The following is a 14,269-nucleotide window of genomic DNA, read 5'->3' as shown; positions in this document are numbered from 1 at the left end:
GCCCGCAGAGGGAGGCAGTTGTGCGCATCGGGATCATCGGTACGGGAGGCATGGCCCAGGCGCTGGGCACGCAGTGGGAGCGGGCCGGGCACGAGGTGGTCGCGGGCAGCCGGTCGCGGGGCGATGTGCGCGCGGCGGTGGAGCACGGCACCGACGCGGTGCTGCTCGCCGTCCCGTACGCGGCGGTCGTGGACGTCGTCGCCGGACTCCGGGACGTCCTGGCCGGGCGGGTGCTGATCGACTGCACGAACGCGGTCGGCCCCGGCTTCGGGCTCCTCACGGCGGGCGGTCCGGCCGCGGCCGAACGGATCGCCGCCGCCGCGCCCGCCGCCCGCGTGGTGAAGGCCTTCAATCTGTGCCACGAGAGCGTCTGGCGGCTGACCCCACCGGTCTTCGCGGGCCGGCCCCTCGCCGTCCCGCTGTGCGGGGACGACGAGGACGCCCTCACCGTCGTACGAGAGCTCGTGCGCGACGTGGGATGTGTGCCGCTGCACGCCGGCGGACTGGACCGGGCCGGGCTGGTGGAGGCGACGGCCGCGCTGCTGATCCGGCTGTGGGCGGGCGAGGGTGCGGACGCCCAGGCCATCGCGCCGCCACTGGAGTTCGCCGGGGTGTAGGACTCCCGTCGGGTTCAGTCCGGGTTTCGAGGGCCCCGGACCCCGGTCCGGACGGGACCCTGGCTGCGCAGGGCGTGCAGGAGGTCGATCCGGTTCGTGGTGATCGAGTCGACGCCCAGGTCCAGCAGACGGCTCAGGGAACGGCGGGTGTCCGGGGTCCACACGGACAGCAGGTGTCCGTCCCGGTGCACACGGGCCGCCAGCTCCCGGCTCACCAGGGAGAAGCGGTAGTTGAGCCAGCGCGGGCGGATCGCGGCCAGCAGCGCGGGCCGGGGCGGCGCCAGGGTCGTCCAGGTCAGGGCGATCTCGGCGGCCGGGTCGGCGGCGCGGACGGCGAGCATCGCCTCCGCGTCCGCGCTGTAGTAGACACGGTCCCGGTCCCCGCTCTGCCGGATCACGTCCAGGGTCCGCTCGACCGTCCTACGGCCGACACGCCCGCACAGGTCCACCATCACCCGGCTGTCACCGGTCGCGGCCAGCGCTTCCTCCAGCGTCGGCACACCACCGGCCGTGAGCCCGCGCAACTCCTCGGCGGACAGCGCGCCCAGCGGCCGCTCGACCTCCCACAGCCGCCGGAGCGTCTCGTCGTGCAGCAGGACGGGCACGCCGTCACGGGTGAGCCGTACGTCGATCTCGACGGCGTCCGCGCCCTGGCCGAGCGCGGAACGCAGCGAGTCGAGGGTGTTCTCGCGGAAGCGGTAGGGGTCGCCGCGGTGGGCCACGGCGGTCACGGTCTGCATGGCCCCCATTGTGGCCGCCCGCGCGGTCGCGGGGATCCGGGGCTCGCGGGGACTCCCGGGGGCCGGCGCGTCAGTGGGCGAGCCAGGCGGCGGTGTAGGCGTCGATCTCCTCCGCGATCCGCGCCTTGCCCGCCGCGTCCAGGAAGGAGGCGTCCACGGCGTTCTTCGCGAGTCCGGCCAGGCCGTGCTCGTCCAGCTCCAGGAGGCGGGCGGCCACCGCGTACTCGTTGTTCAGGTCGGTGCCGAACATCGGCGGGTCGTCGGAGTTGACGGTCACCACGATCCCGGCGCGCACGAACTCCTTGATCGGGTGCTCCTCCAGGGTGCGCACTGCGCGCGTGGCGATGTTGGAGGTCGGGCAGACCTCCAGCGGGATCCGGTGCTCGGCGAGGTGGGCGAGCAGCTTGGGGTCCCGCGCCGAGCTGGTGCCGTGCCCGATCCGCTCGGCGCGCAGCTCGGTGAGCGCGTCCCACACCGTCTCCGGGCCGGTCGTCTCCCCGGCGTGCGGGACGGAGCGCAGGCCGGCGGCGATGGCCCGGTCGAAGTACGGCTTGAACTGCGGCCGGGGCACGCCGATCTCCGGACCGCCGAGCCCGAACGACACCAGGCCCTCCGGACGGATCCGGTCCTCGGTGGCCAGCCGTGTCGTCTCCTCGGCCGCCTCCAGACCCGCCTCGCCGGGGATGTCGAAGCACCAGCGCAGCACGGTTCCGAACTCGGACTCGGCGGCCTTCCGGGCGTCCTCGATCGCGGCCATGAAGCCCAGTTCGTCGATGCCGCGCCGGGTGGAGGAGAAGGGGGTGATGGTCAGCTCGGCGTACCGCACCTGCTGGCGGGCCAGGTCGCGGGCGACCTCGTAGGTCAGCAGCCGGACGTCCTCCGGGGTGCGGATCAGGTCGACGACCGACAGATACACGTCGATGAAGTGCGCGAAGTCGGTGAACGTGAAGTAGTCGACCAGGGCCTCGGGATCGGTGGGCACCTTGGAGTCGGGGTGCCGGGCGGCCAGCTCCGAGACGATGCGGGGGGAGGCGGAGCCGACGTGGTGGACGTGCAGTTCGGCCTTGGGCAGTCCGGCGATGAAGGTGCGCAGATCGCGGTCGGCGGTGCCGGTGGCGGGTACGGAGGTGTCGGTCAAGGGGTCCTCCCCGGAAAGGGCGCCCGCGGACCAGGTCGGTGGACCGTGGTCCCGGCGCGGTGATCGGCTGATCGGTGGCGCGGGTTCATCGTAGGCCCCGGGCCGTGGCGTCCCGGCCTGCCCGTAGCATGACAGGACGTCCAGCAGAGGGGGCCATCCGCCATGTCCGACGAGGTGCCGCAGTCCACGATCGGCGAGCAGGCCACCGGGCACGGGTCCGCGATGCCTCCCGTGTCCCTGTACAAGGGCGCGATGACACCGGACGCGGACGAGCCCCCGGCGCAGGCCCGGCCTTCGGCCTCGGTGACGGACTCGGCAGCCGTGCGGGACTCAGGATCCGTGCGGGACTCGGGGTTCGTGCGGGATGCGGTGTCCGTGCCGGACTCGGTAACCGTGCGGGACTCAGGATCCGTGCGGGACTCGGGGTTCGTGCGGGATGCGGTGTCCGTGCCGGACTCGGTAACCGTGCGGGACTCAGGTTTCGTGCGGGACGCGGTGTCCGTGCCGGACTCGGCAACCGTGAGCGACTCGGTATCGGTGACGGACTCGGGTTCCGGGCGGGAGGCGGGATCCGTGCGGGACGCGGCCCCGGTCTCCGGCTCCGTGCACGACCGGCAGCCCTCGGGCGCGGAGCCGACGCCTGCGGTCGAGCCCGCCGACGCCGCCCCCGCGCAGTGGGCTCAGCCGACGCCTCCGGCCGAGCCCGTCGGCACCACCCCTTCGCCGTGGGCCGGCCCCGACGAGGGCACCGCGTCCACGGCGTCCGCACCCCAGCCGAACCCGTTCGCACCGCCGGCTCCCGCCTCGCAGTCGAACCCGTTCGCACCGCCGGGCCCCGCACCCCAGCCGAACCCGTTCGCGGCACCGGCCCCCGCACCGCAGCCGAACCCCTTCGCGGCCCCGGCCCCCACGCCGCAGCCGAACCCGTTCGCACCTCCCGCCGGGTTCACGCCTCCGGTGAATCCCTTCGCGCCGCCCTCGCCCGCGTCGGCGGCCCCCGTGAACCCCTTCGCGCCGCCGGCGACCCCCGGCGCACCGCACGGGACGGACCCGGTGCCCCCGCCGCCCATCGCCCCCGACGGTCCCGGCCAGGTGCCGTACGGCTACCCGGGCACCGCACCGGCGTACGGTCACCCGGGCCTGCCGCACGCGCCGTACGCCGGCGTCCCCTACCCCGGCGTCCACGGTTACGGCTGGCCCGGCATGCAGCCGGTCCCCAGCAATGGCTTGGGGACGGCCGCACTGGTGCTGGGCATCCTGTCGGCGGCCGGCTTCGTGCTGTGGCCGATCGCCATCGTGCTGGGCATCCTGGCGGTGATCTTCGGCGCCGTGGGCAGGGGCAAGGCCCGCCGTGGCGAGGCGACGAACCCGGGCGTGGCCCTGGCCGGCCTCATCTGCGGCATGACGGGCATCGGCCTGGCGCTGGCCTTCTTCATAGCGATCGTCGCGACCCGCACCTGACCCGGAGCGGGGCCGCCGCCCGGTCACCGGCCCGGTTCGAGACTCACGCGACGTCGCGGCTCCCCCCGCTTCGGGCCCCCACGACTCCGAACCCCACCACTCCGAGCCCCGCACGCCTCGGCCGCCAGCCACGCAGGGCTACGCCCCCGCTCCCGTCAGCTGTTCCCGGGCCTCCATCAGGGCGAAGCCCAGCAGGTTCAGGCCCCGCCAGCGCTCCGGCTCCGCGGCCGCCTCGTCGTCCGCGGCCAGGCCGATGCCCCATATCCGGTCCACGGGGCTCGCCTCCACCAGCACCCGGTTCCCGGTGTTCAGCAGGAACAGCCGGAGATCGTCCTGGGCCGCGAACTTGTGCACGCTGCCCTCGACCACGATCCGGAAGCGCTCCCGCTCCCATGTCTCCTGGTCGAAGTCCCTGACCAGCCGCCCCGCCTTCTTCGCCTCGGCGGGATGCTCCGCGGCCAGCACCCGGCGCTCCGCCTCCGCGTCCCCGAACAGCCGGGCCTTGCCCGCCATCATCCAGTGCTCGGCCGTCGCGTACTCCACACCGTCGACCACGAAGGGGGACGGCCACCACTGGCTCAGACAGCTCGCGCCGACCCGTCCGTCGGGCCGCGGCCGGTGCCCCCAGAAGTGCAGGTACCTGATTCGGCTGCCCGCCCGGACCTCCCTGGTCAGGGCTTCCAGACCGTCGATCTTTCCCATGCACGCGAGTGTGGCACGCACCACTGACACACCGTCCGTCCTTTTCCATCCTGACTCGACACCTGGTCGACAGATTCCGTCGCGTAACCAAAAGGCAACAACGGAATCACTTGTTGGAGTCCTATTGCTCTGTCAGGATCGGCACTCAAATCGAGCTGGAGCTACGCCAGCCACCCCCGGGACGGGGCGAACGGCGGAGGAGAGCGACATGCACAACCCGGGCACCGCCACCCCGGAACGATTTCCCGCACAGGACCGTTTCGCGGACGGCGCGCAATTCATCGCCGGACGGCTGACCAAGGGCACCTCGGGCCACCACCACGCCGTGGTCGACCCCGCCACCAGCGAGGAGGTGTACCGCTACGAGCTGGCCGGCGCCGACGACGTCGACGCGGCCGTCGCCGCCGCGCGCGAGGCGTTCCCGGCCTGGGCCGCCGCCACGCCGGGCGAGCGCTCGGACGCGCTGCACCGCTTCGCCGCCGTGCTCGCCGAGCGCGCCGAGGACTTCGCCCGCGCCGAGTCCCTCCAGTGCGGCAAGCCGCTCAAGCTCACCCGCGAGTTCGACGTGCCCGGGACCATCGACAACACCGCCTTCTTCGCGGGCGCCGCCCGGCACCTGCAGGGGCAGTCGGCCGGTGAGTACTCCGGCGACCACACGTCGTACGTCCGGCGCGAGCCCATCGGCGTCGTCGGCTCCATCGCGCCCTGGAACTACCCCCTCCAGATGGCCGCCTGGAAGATCCTCCCGGCGATCGCCGCGGGCAACACGATCGTCCTCAAGCCCGCCGAGCTGACCCCCCTGACCTCGCTGCTGTTCGCCCAGGCCGCCACGGACGCGGGCCTCCCGGACGGCGTGATCAACATCGTCACCGGCACCGGCAAGGAGGCCGGTGAGCGCCTCGTCGGGCACCCGGACGTCGCCATGACCTCCTTCACCGGGTCCACCGCCGTCGGCAAGCGGGTCGCCGAGATCGCCACCGCCACGGTCAAGCGGCTGCACCTGGAGCTGGGCGGCAAGGCTCCCTTCGTCGTCTTCGACGACGCCGACCTGGAGGCCGCCGCGCACGGCGCCGTCGCGGGCGCGCTCATCAACACCGGGCAGGACTGCACGGCCGCCACGCGCGCGTACGTGCAGCGTCCGCTGTACGAGGCGTTCGTGGAGCGGACGGCCGCGCTGATGGAGACCGTACGGCTCGGGGACCCGTTCGCGGCCGGCACTGACCTCGGACCGCTGATCTCGCACGTCCAGCGCGACCGGGTCGCCGGCTTCGTGGACCGTGCGCGCGGCTACGCGCGCGTGGTGACCGGCGGTGAGATCCCGCAGGGCGAGCTGAAGAACGGCGCCTACTACCGGCCCACCCTGGTCGCCGACGCGGCCCAGGACAGCGAGATCGTCCAGTCGGAGATCTTCGGTCCGGTACTGGTCGTACTTCCGTTCGACGGCGATGATGAGGGGATCCGACTGGCCAATGACACCCCGTACGGCCTCGCCGCCTCCGCGTGGAGCACGAACGTCTACCGCGCGAACCGGGCCACCCGCGAGATCAAGGCGGGCTGTGTCTGGGTCAACGACCACATTCCGATCATCAGTGAGATGCCGCACGGCGGCTATAAGGCCTCGGGCTTCGGCAAGGACATGTCGGCGTATTCCTTCGAGGAATACACGCAGGTCAAGCACGTAATGTTCGACAACACGGCGGTGGCCGAGAAGGACTGGCACCGCACCGTCTTCGGGGACCGCTAGAGAACGACCAGGCCAGTGACCAGGCCGATCCCTCCCGAAAGGGCACCACGCGCATGGAGCAGTACGAGCCCGACCGCCTGACCCCGCCCCAAGTGGCCGCGATGCGGCGCAGCCTGCGCAGCGGCCGGGCCGCCCTGACCCGCCGGTCGCTGCTGCGGGCCACCGCGGGCGGCGCGCTCGCGGCCGGCGGCCTCGGAGCGCTGAGCGGCTGCGGGATCCCCGCGGCGGGCAAGAGCCAGGGCGGCACCTCGGCCCAGGACCACTCGGCCCAGGAGAAGACCGTGAACTTCTCCAACTGGACCGAGTACATCGACGTCGACGACAGCGGCAAGCACCACCCGACGCTGGAGACCTTCCGCAAGCGGACCGGGATCACGGTCAACTACACCGAGGACATCAACGACAACAACGAGTTCTTCGGCAAGGTCAAGCCGCAGCTCGCCGCGGGCCAGGACACCGGCCGGGACATCATCGTCCTCACCGACTGGCTGGCCGCCCGGCTGATCCGCCTCGGCTGGGTCCAGAAACTGGACCCGTCCAACCTGCCGCACGCCTACAGCAACCTGTCGGCCCAGTTCCGCAACCCGGACTGGGACCCCGGACGGGCCTACTCCTATCCCTGGCAGGGCATCTCCACCGTCATCGCCTACAACAAGAAGGCGCTCGACGGCATCGAGGTGAGGTCGGTCTCCGACCTGCTGGACAACCCCAAGCTCAAGGGGCGTGTCGGCTTCCTGTCCGAGATGCGCGACAGCATCGGCATGACCCTGCTCGACATGGGCAAGGACCCGGCGCGCTTCACCGACGACGACTTCGACGCGGCCGTCGCCCGCCTGCAGAAGGCCGTCGACAAGGGACAGATCCGCCGCTTCACCGGCAACGACTACACCTCCGACCTCACCAAGGGCGACTTCGCGGCCTGTGTCGCCTGGGCGGGTGACGTGGTCCAGCTCAAGGCGGACAGCCCGGACGTCGACTTCGTCATCCCCGACAGCGGCTACGTGACGTCGACCGACAACATGTGCATCCCCAACAAGGCGCGTCACAAGACGAACGCCGAGCGGCTGATCGACTTCTACTACGAGCCCGAGCAGGCCGCCGCGCTCGCCGCCTACATCAACTATGTGACGCCCGTCGACGGGGTGAAGCCCTACCTTGCGAAGATCGACCAGGACGCCGCGGACAACCCGCTGATCGTCCCCCACAAGGCCATGCAGGCGAAGTCCCATGCCTTCCGCTCCCTGAGTCAGAAGGAAGAGACGGCCTACGAAGAGAAGTTCGCGAAGCTCACAGGGGCGTGACGACGATGAAGACGACACCTGACAACAGCGGCGACGTCCGCCTCTCCGGTATCTCCAAGACCTACGACAACGGCTTCACCGCCGTACAGCCGCTGGACCTGACCGTGCCCGAGGGCTCGTTCTTCGCCCTGCTCGGTGCCTCCGGCTGCGGCAAGACCACCACCCTGCGCATGATCGCCGGCCTGGAGGAACCTTCCTCCGGGACCGTGCGCCTCGGCGACCAGGACGTCACCCATCTGCCGCCGTACAAGCGGCCGGTCAACACCGTGTTCCAGTCCTACGCGCTCTTCCCGCACCTCGACATCTACGAGAACGTCGCCTTCGGCCTGCGCCGGCGCGGTGTCAAGAGCGTGAAGAAGCAGGTCGAGGAGATGCTGGAGCTGGTCCAGCTGGGCGAGCAGGCGCGCAAGAAGCCGCACCAGCTCTCCGGCGGCCAGCAGCAGCGCGTCGCCGTGGCCCGCGCCCTGATCAACCACCCCAAGGTGCTCCTGCTGGACGAGCCGCTCGGCGCCCTCGACCTCAAGCTGCGCCGCCAGATGCAGCTGGAGCTCAAGCGCATCCAGACCGAGGTCGGCATCACCTTCGTCCATGTCACGCACGACCAGGAGGAGGCCATGACCATGGCCGACACGGTCGCCGTGATGAACGGGGGCCGGGTCGAGCAGCTGGGCGCGCCGACCGACCTGTACGAGAACCCGCGGACCACGTTCGTCGCGAACTTCCTCGGCACCTCCAACCTCATCGAGGCCGAGGTCGACACGAAGAACGGCGCCGACATCGTGCTCAAGGCGGGCGGCGGCAAGCTGGTGCTCCCCGAGGCGCGATGTTCCGCCCCGACGACGGCCGGCGGCAAGGTCCTGGTCGGCATCCGGCCCGAGAAGATCGCCCTCACGCACGCCGACGACGCCGGCTCCATCCCCGAGGGACGCAACCGCGTCACCGGCAAGATCGCCGACGCCAGCTTCATCGGCGTGTCGACGCAGTACGTGATCGACACCCCGGTCTGCGACGAGTTCGCCGTCTACGCGCAGAACGTCGAGCGCGACGGCCGGCTCGTCCCCGGCGCCGACGTCGTCCTGCACTGGAGCCCCGCCCACACCTTCGGCCTCGACGCCGCCCAGGACATCGACGCGGGCACCGAGGAAGAGGCGGCCTGATGTCGACGCTCACCGAGGCACCCCCGCCGCTCGCCCCCGCCGAGCCCGAGCAGAAGCCCGTCCGCAAGCGTGGCCGGTTCACCCCGTACTGGCTGCTGCTGCCCGGCATCCTGTGGCTGGTCGTCTTCTTCGCGCTGCCGATGATCTACCAGGCCTCCACCTCCGTGCAGCAGGGCTCCCTGGAGGACGGCTACAAGATCACCTGGCACTTCGCGACCTACTGGGACGCGCTCGCCGAGTACTGGCCGCAGTTCCTGCGCTCCGTCTTCTACGCCGCCGCCGCGACCCTGCTGTGCCTGGTGCTCGGCTATCCGCTGGCCTATCTGATCGCCTTCCGCGCGGGCCGCTGGAAGAACCTGATCATGATCCTGGTGATCGCGCCGTTCTTCACCAGCTTCCTGATCCGCACCCTGGCCTGGAAGACGATCCTCTCCGACAGCGGCCCGGTCGTGCACACCCTGAACTCGCTGCACGTCCTGGACCTGACCAACTGGCTCGGCTGGACGGCCGGCGACCGGGTCCTGGCCACCCCGCTCGCGGTCGTCTGCGGTCTGACGTACAACTTCCTGCCGTTCATGATCCTGCCCCTGTACACCTCGCTGGAGCGGATCGACGGACGGCTGCACGAGGCGGCCGGCGACCTGTACGCCAAGCCGTGGACCACCTTCCGCAAGGTGACCTTCCCGCTGTCGATGCCGGGCGTGGTCTCCGGGACGCTGCTGACCTTCATCCCGGCGGCCGGTGACTACGTCAACGCCGAACTCCTCGGCTCCACCGACACCCGCATGATCGGCAACGTCATCCAGACGCAGTTCCTGCGCATCCTGGACTACCCGACGGCCGCGGCCCTCTCCTTCATCCTCATGGCCGCGATCCTGGCCATGGTCACGCTCTACATCCGCCGGTCCGGGACGGAGGACCTGGTCTAAATGCCCGTCGTCAACTGGCTCAAGCGCCGTCTCGTCGTCATCGCCGGACTGCTGACCCTCGCCTATCTGCTCCTGCCCAACGTCGTCGTCACGGTGTTCTCCTTCAACAAGCCGAAGGGACGCTTCAACTACGAGTGGCAGCAGTTCTCCACGGACGCCTGGAAGGACCCGTGCGGCGTCGCCGACATGTGCGGCTCGCTGTCCATCAGCCTCCAGATCGCCGTGTGGGCGACGGTCGGCGCCACCCTCCTCGGCACGATGATCTCCTTCGCGCTGGTCCGCTACCGCTTCCGCGCACGCGGCGCCGTCAACTCGCTGATCTTCCTGCCGATGGCGATGCCCGAGGTCGTCATGGCCGCCTCGCTGCTCACCCTGTTCCTCAACATGGGCGCGCAGCTCGGCTTCTGGACGATCCTCATCGCCCACATCATGTTCTGCCTGAGCTTCGTCGTCACCGCCGTCAAGGCGCGCGTGATGTCGATGGACCCGCGCCTGGAGGAGGCCGCCCGGGACCTGTACGCCGGTCCCGTGCAGACCTTCCTGCGGGTCACCCTGCCCATCGCGGCACCCGGAATCGCCGCGGGCGCGCTGCTGTCCTTCGCGCTCTCCTTCGACGATTTCATCATCACCAATTTCAACGCCGGCTCGACCGTCACTTTCCCGATGTTCGTCTGGGGGTCGGCGCAGCGCGGAACTCCCGTGCAGATCAATGTGATCGGTACGGCCATGTTCCTCATCGCCGTGCTGTTCGTCCTGACCTCGATGGTCATCACCAATCGCCGCAACAAGCAAAAGGCATAAGCCCCTGTAGGGAGTTGAAATCATGGCCCCAAGCGCCATGAGCCGTGGCAAAGACAACTGGATGTCTTCTCTCTCCGAAGCCCAGCCGGTCGCGTACTGGCTGGAAGATCCCGGAAAGCCCCCCGTCGAGCCCGCCCTCACCGGCACCGACACCTGCGACCTGCTGGTCGTCGGCGGCGGCTACAGCGGGCTGTGGACCGCGCTGAACGCCAAGGAGCGCGACCCGCAGCGCGATGTGGTGCTCCTGGAAGGCCGCGAGGTGGGCTGGGCCGCCTCCGGCCGCAACGGCGGCTTCTGCGCCGCCTCCCTCACGCACGGCCTGCCCAACGGCCTCTCCCGCTGGCCGGACGAGATCCACAAGCTGGAGGAGCTGGGCCGGCGCAACCTCGACGAGATCGAGGCCGCCGTGGCCCGGCACGGCATCGACTGCGACTTCGAGCGCACCGGCGAGATCGACGTCGCCACCGAGACCTACCAGGCGTGGGAACTGCGGGACTGGCACCGTGAGCTGGAGGAGAAGGGGCTCGCCGACGGCTTCGAGTTCCTCGACGCCGACGCCGTGCGCGAGCAGGTGAACTCGCCCACCTTCGAGGCCGGCCTGTGGGACCGCCGGGGCGTGGCCATGCTCCACCCGGCGAAGCTGGCCTGGGGCCTGAAGCAGGCCTGCATCAGGCTCGGGGTGCGGGTCTACGAGCACACGCCCGCCCTGACCCTGAAGCAGTACGGCGCCGGGATGGCCGTACGCACGCCGTACGGCGCGGTCCGCGCGCGCCGCGTCGCGCTCGGCACCAACATCTTCCCGAGCCTGCTGCGGCGCGTGCGGTCGTACACCGTCCCGGTCTACGACTACGCGCTGATGACGGAGCCGCTCAGCGCGGACCGGCTGGCGGAGATCGGCTGGAAGAACCGGCAGGGGCTGGGCGACAGCGCCAACCAGTTCCACTACTTCCGGCTGTCCGCCGACAACCGCATCCTGTGGGGCGGCTACGACGCGATCCATCACTACGGCGGCCGGGTGCGCGCCGAGTACGACGACCGGCCCGAGACGTACGCCAAGCTCGCGGGTCACTTCTTCACCTGCTTCCCGCAGCTGGAGGGCGTCCGCTTCACCCACGCCTGGGGCGGGGCGATCGACACCTGCTCGCGCTTCTCGGCGTTCTTCGGCACCGCCCACCAGGGCAAGGTGGCGTACGCGGCCGGATACACCGGTCTCGGCGTCGGCGCGACCCGGTTCGGCGCGGACGTGATGCTGGACCTGCTGGACGGGGAGCGCACCGAGCGGACCGAGCTGGAGATGGTCCGCAAGAAGCCGCTGCCGTTCCCGCCGGAGCCCTTCGCCTGGACCGGGATCGCCCTCACCAAGTGGTCCCTGGCCCGCGCCGACGCCCACGGCGGCCGGCGGAACCTGTGGCTGCGCACGATGGACCGGCTGGGCTTGGGCTTCGACAGCTGACCCGTCACCCGCCCCCGCCCCCCTGGTCCCGTCCCCCCGGGCCCCGGCCCCCGGCGGACCGCTCGCCCCGCCAGGCGGCGTACAGCGTGGAGAGACCGATCGCCACGGTGGACACCGCCTCGGGCGGGATACCGGTCAGGACGAGGATGACTCCGGTCAGCAGAACCGCGAGAAAAGCCACAAGATCGGTTCGCCCTCGGGGGCCGCGCATTGATAAGCCTTTCTGGTCTTACGTCGGGGGGCGGGAGAAAGACTGGTGCGGTCGTCCGGTGTTGCGCCAGGCGGCACAGTTGCCACCTGCCGCAACACCCGGACGCCGAAGCGTGAGGGGGCGGGATGAGCGTTCTGGTGCCGTTGGGCGGCGACCTTCCGGAGGAGTCGCGGGCGCTGGCGGAGGCGTTACGGCGGCTGTTCGACGGGCTGGGCATCAGCGTGCGCCGGTACGCCGCCCGCCGGCACCGGGACCCCGGCTCCCTGTCCCGGTTCCTCAACGGCACCCGCATACCGCCCTGGGAGTTCGTCCACGACCTGATCCGCGACGTCGCCGAGGAGCAGGGCCGCGCCCCCACGCCCGAGGCGATCGAGCTGATGCGGCGGCTGCACCGCACGGCGCTGGCGTACGGCGGGTCCGCGCTGAACCGGGTCCAGGCCCTGGAGGACGAACTCGCCGACGCCGACCGCCAGTCGCTGCGGTCGGCCGCCCTCGTCCGGGCGCTGGAGGGGGCGCTGGCGGACACACAGCAGCGCGCCACCGACCTGGAGTTGCAGATCCGCCAGCTGCACGGCCACCAGGACCGCACGGCCGCCGAGAAGAACAAGGCCTTACAGCTGTACGAGGACCAGGTGACCGCCCTGCTGAGGGAGCGGCAGGACCTGATGGAGCAGGTGGAGGCGCTCGGCGAGGAGCTGAAGGACGCCCACGCCCGGCGGGTGCGCGCGGAGCGGCGGTGCGAGGAACTGGAACGCCAGCTGGTCGCGGCCGAGGAACAGGTGCCCCAGGAGGACACCGTTGCGGAGGGACCGCGCGCGGAGCCGCCGGCCGCGGACGGAACGCGGGCGGTCCGCCCGGGTCCGGACGGCCCGCGCGCGGGCGCCCCGGCCGCGGACGTCCCGCGGGAGGCGCCCTCGGGGGAGCGAGCCCCGGCCCGGCACGGGCTGGACCCGCGGTTCGTCTTCGAGACCTTCGTCGTCGGCGACACCAACCGGTTCGCCCACGGCGCGGCCCGGGCCGTCGCCGAGGCACCGGCCACCCTGTACAACCCGCTCTTCGTCTATGGGACGTCGGCCATCGGCAAGACCCATCTGCTCTGCGCGATCGGCCACCACGCCCACCGGACCCGGCCGGGCACACGGGTGCGCTACGTGACGGCCGAGACGCTCGCCCACGAGTATCTCGGCGCGGGCCGCGGGCGTGGCCTCGACGCGTTCCGCCGGCGCTATCTGGACCTGGACCTGCTCCTGGTGGACGACATCCAGCTCCTCACCGGCCAGGGCGGGGCGCACGAGGAGTTCCGGCGGCTCTTCGACGAGCTGCAGGGCGCGCGGAAGCAGATCGTGGTCTCCTCCGACCGCCCGCCCAAACAGCTCGCGCACCTGGGCGACCGGCTGCGCGGCCGCCTGGAGTCCGGGCTGATCACCCACGTCCAGCCGCCCGAGCGGGCGGTGCGGGTCACCCTGCTGCGCCGCAAGGCGGAACAGGAGGGCATCGACGTGCCCCCCGAGACGCTCGACCACATCGCCTCGCACGTCCAGCGCAACGTCCGGGAGCTGGAGGGCGCTCTCGTGCGGGTCCGTGCCTTCGCGTCGCTGAACCGGCAGCCGATGGACGTCCAGCTCGCCGCCATCGTGCTGCGTGACCTGGTCCCGGACCGCGGGCCGTCCCGCGAGGAGGACGCGGCCCGGCGGATCATCGAGATGACCGGCGGCTATTTCGGGGTGACGGCCGAGGCACTGTGCGGCAAGGAGCGGAGCCGCGCGCTGGTGACCGCCCGGCAGATGGCCATGTACCTGTGCCGTGAACTCACCGACCTGTCCACGTCGCGGATCGGCCAGCTCTTCGGCGGCCGTGACCACGATTCCGTCGACTACGCGGACCGCAAACTGCGTGCGCTGATGGCCGAACGGCGGTCCATCTACAACCAGATGACCGAGCTGACCGCGCGGATCAAGGCGGTCGACGGGCCGCCCACCGACCGGTGGGTGTGAGCCGGTTCACTCCAAAGAGGT

At 71.1% G+C, this 14,269-nt stretch carries 13 protein-coding genes; 9 read left to right on the top strand and 4 right to left on the bottom strand.

Annotated elements, in window-relative coordinates; genetic code table 11:
- The first annotated feature begins 20 nt into the window (after positions 1-20).
- Positions 21-617, top strand: coding sequence for an NADPH-dependent F420 reductase (locus tag FHS34_RS27695; RefSeq protein WP_225817644.1), 597 nt, complete (start codon positions 21-23; stop codon positions 615-617).
- A 14-nt stretch (positions 618-631) separates the two neighbouring features.
- On the opposite strand, the gene FHS34_RS27690 is transcribed toward FHS34_RS27695, so the two are convergent.
- Together FHS34_RS27690 and FHS34_RS27685 are read right to left on the bottom strand one after the other, a co-directional pair.
- The gene (locus FHS34_RS27690; RefSeq protein WP_184970281.1) at positions 632-1,357 is read right to left on the bottom strand and encodes a glycerophosphodiester phosphodiesterase; all 726 of its coding nucleotides are present in this window, start codon (positions 1,355-1,357) and stop codon (positions 632-634) included.
- Between the two features lie 70 nt (positions 1,358-1,427).
- Entirely contained in the window at positions 1,428-2,630 is a 1,203-nt protein-coding gene (locus FHS34_RS27685) for an adenosine deaminase (RefSeq protein ID WP_184970690.1), read from the bottom strand.
- A gap of 27 nt (positions 2,631-2,657) precedes the next feature.
- Here FHS34_RS27685 and FHS34_RS43525 point away from each other — a divergent pair, with 27 nt between their 5' ends.
- Complete coding sequence (locus tag FHS34_RS43525) at positions 2,658-3,956, top strand: DUF4190 domain-containing protein (protein WP_263978440.1); 1,299 nt, start codon at positions 2,658-2,660, stop codon at positions 3,954-3,956.
- Positions 3,957-4,094: 138 nt separating this feature from the next.
- Here FHS34_RS43525 and ybiA read toward each other — a convergent pair whose 3' ends face one another.
- Positions 4,095-4,658 carry a riboflavin biosynthesis intermediates N-glycosidase gene (gene ybiA / locus FHS34_RS27675; RefSeq protein ID WP_184970279.1) on the bottom strand — a complete coding sequence of 188 codons (564 nt, stop codon included), beginning with the start codon at positions 4,656-4,658 and terminating at the stop codon, positions 4,095-4,097.
- A gap of 208 nt (positions 4,659-4,866) precedes the next feature.
- On the opposite strand from ybiA, the gene FHS34_RS27670 reads away from it, so the two are divergent.
- From FHS34_RS27670 to FHS34_RS27645, 6 genes are read left to right on the top strand one after another with little or no spacing between them, the layout of a single operon-like run.
- Complete coding sequence (locus tag FHS34_RS27670) at positions 4,867-6,402, top strand: gamma-aminobutyraldehyde dehydrogenase (protein WP_184970277.1); 1,536 nt, start codon at positions 4,867-4,869, stop codon at positions 6,400-6,402.
- Between the two features lie 53 nt (positions 6,403-6,455).
- Positions 6,456-7,703 (top strand): polyamine ABC transporter substrate-binding protein, encoded by a 1,248-nt coding sequence (locus FHS34_RS27665; RefSeq protein ID WP_184970275.1) that lies wholly within the window; start codon positions 6,456-6,458, stop codon positions 7,701-7,703.
- Positions 7,704-7,708: 5 nt separating this feature from the next.
- The gene (locus FHS34_RS27660) at positions 7,709-8,860 is read left to right on the top strand and encodes an ABC transporter ATP-binding protein (protein ID WP_184970273.1); all 1,152 of its coding nucleotides are present in this window, start codon (positions 7,709-7,711) and stop codon (positions 8,858-8,860) included.
- Positions 8,860-9,789: an ABC transporter permease gene (locus FHS34_RS27655; RefSeq protein WP_184970271.1), complete on the top strand. Its 930-nt coding sequence runs from the start codon at positions 8,860-8,862 to the stop codon at positions 9,787-9,789. Before FHS34_RS27660 ends, FHS34_RS27655 begins: the two co-directional genes overlap by 1 nt.
- A complete protein-coding gene (locus FHS34_RS27650; protein ID WP_184970269.1) occupies positions 9,790-10,590 on the top strand; it encodes an ABC transporter permease in 801 nt (266 codons plus the stop codon).
- A gap of 22 nt (positions 10,591-10,612) precedes the next feature.
- On the top strand, positions 10,613-12,043 hold the full coding sequence (locus tag FHS34_RS27645; protein WP_184970267.1) for an NAD(P)/FAD-dependent oxidoreductase: 1,431 nt from the start codon (positions 10,613-10,615) through the stop codon (positions 12,041-12,043).
- 4 nt (positions 12,044-12,047) lie between these two features.
- Here the strand turns inward: FHS34_RS27645 and FHS34_RS27640 are convergent, their stop codons facing one another.
- Complete coding sequence (locus FHS34_RS27640) at positions 12,048-12,224, bottom strand: hypothetical protein (RefSeq protein WP_184970265.1); 177 nt, start codon at positions 12,222-12,224, stop codon at positions 12,048-12,050.
- 155 nt (positions 12,225-12,379) lie between these two features.
- On the opposite strand from FHS34_RS27640, the gene dnaA reads away from it, so the two are divergent.
- Positions 12,380-14,248, top strand: a complete 1,869-nt coding sequence (gene dnaA / locus FHS34_RS27635; protein ID WP_184970263.1) for a chromosomal replication initiator protein DnaA — start codon at positions 12,380-12,382, stop codon at positions 14,246-14,248.
- Positions 14,249-14,269: the final 21 nt, after the last annotated feature.

Origin of the sequence: Streptomyces echinatus, assembly GCF_014203595.1 — a bacterium.
Classification (GTDB): Bacteria; Actinomycetota; Actinomycetes; order Streptomycetales; family Streptomycetaceae; genus Streptomyces; species Streptomyces echinatus.
The sequence above is the reverse complement of the archived record's forward strand: the minus strand, read 5'-3'. Positions and strand labels throughout refer to the sequence as shown.

Bases quoted from the DNA above. Each gene is read 5' to 3' on its own strand.
- FHS34_RS27690 (WP_184970281.1), bottom strand. From the start codon at position 1,357: ATGCAGACCGTGACCGCCGTGGCCCACCGCGGCGACCCCTACCGCTTC.
- FHS34_RS43525 (WP_263978440.1), top strand. From the start codon at position 2,658: ATGTCCGACGAGGTGCCGCAGTCCACGATCGGCGAGCAGGCCACCGGG.
- ybiA (WP_184970279.1), bottom strand. From the start codon at position 4,658: ATGGGAAAGATCGACGGTCTGGAAGCCCTGACCAGGGAGGTCCGGGCG.
- FHS34_RS27670 (WP_184970277.1), top strand. From the start codon at position 4,867: ATGCACAACCCGGGCACCGCCACCCCGGAACGATTTCCCGCACAGGAC.
- FHS34_RS27665 (WP_184970275.1), top strand. From the start codon at position 6,456: ATGGAGCAGTACGAGCCCGACCGCCTGACCCCGCCCCAAGTGGCCGCG.
- FHS34_RS27660 (WP_184970273.1), top strand. From the start codon at position 7,709: ATGAAGACGACACCTGACAACAGCGGCGACGTCCGCCTCTCCGGTATC.
- FHS34_RS27655 (WP_184970271.1), top strand. From the start codon at position 8,860: ATGTCGACGCTCACCGAGGCACCCCCGCCGCTCGCCCCCGCCGAGCCC.
- FHS34_RS27650 (WP_184970269.1), top strand. From the start codon at position 9,790: ATGCCCGTCGTCAACTGGCTCAAGCGCCGTCTCGTCGTCATCGCCGGA.
- FHS34_RS27645 (WP_184970267.1), top strand. From the start codon at position 10,613: ATGGCCCCAAGCGCCATGAGCCGTGGCAAAGACAACTGGATGTCTTCT.
- dnaA (WP_184970263.1), top strand. From the start codon at position 12,380: ATGAGCGTTCTGGTGCCGTTGGGCGGCGACCTTCCGGAGGAGTCGCGG.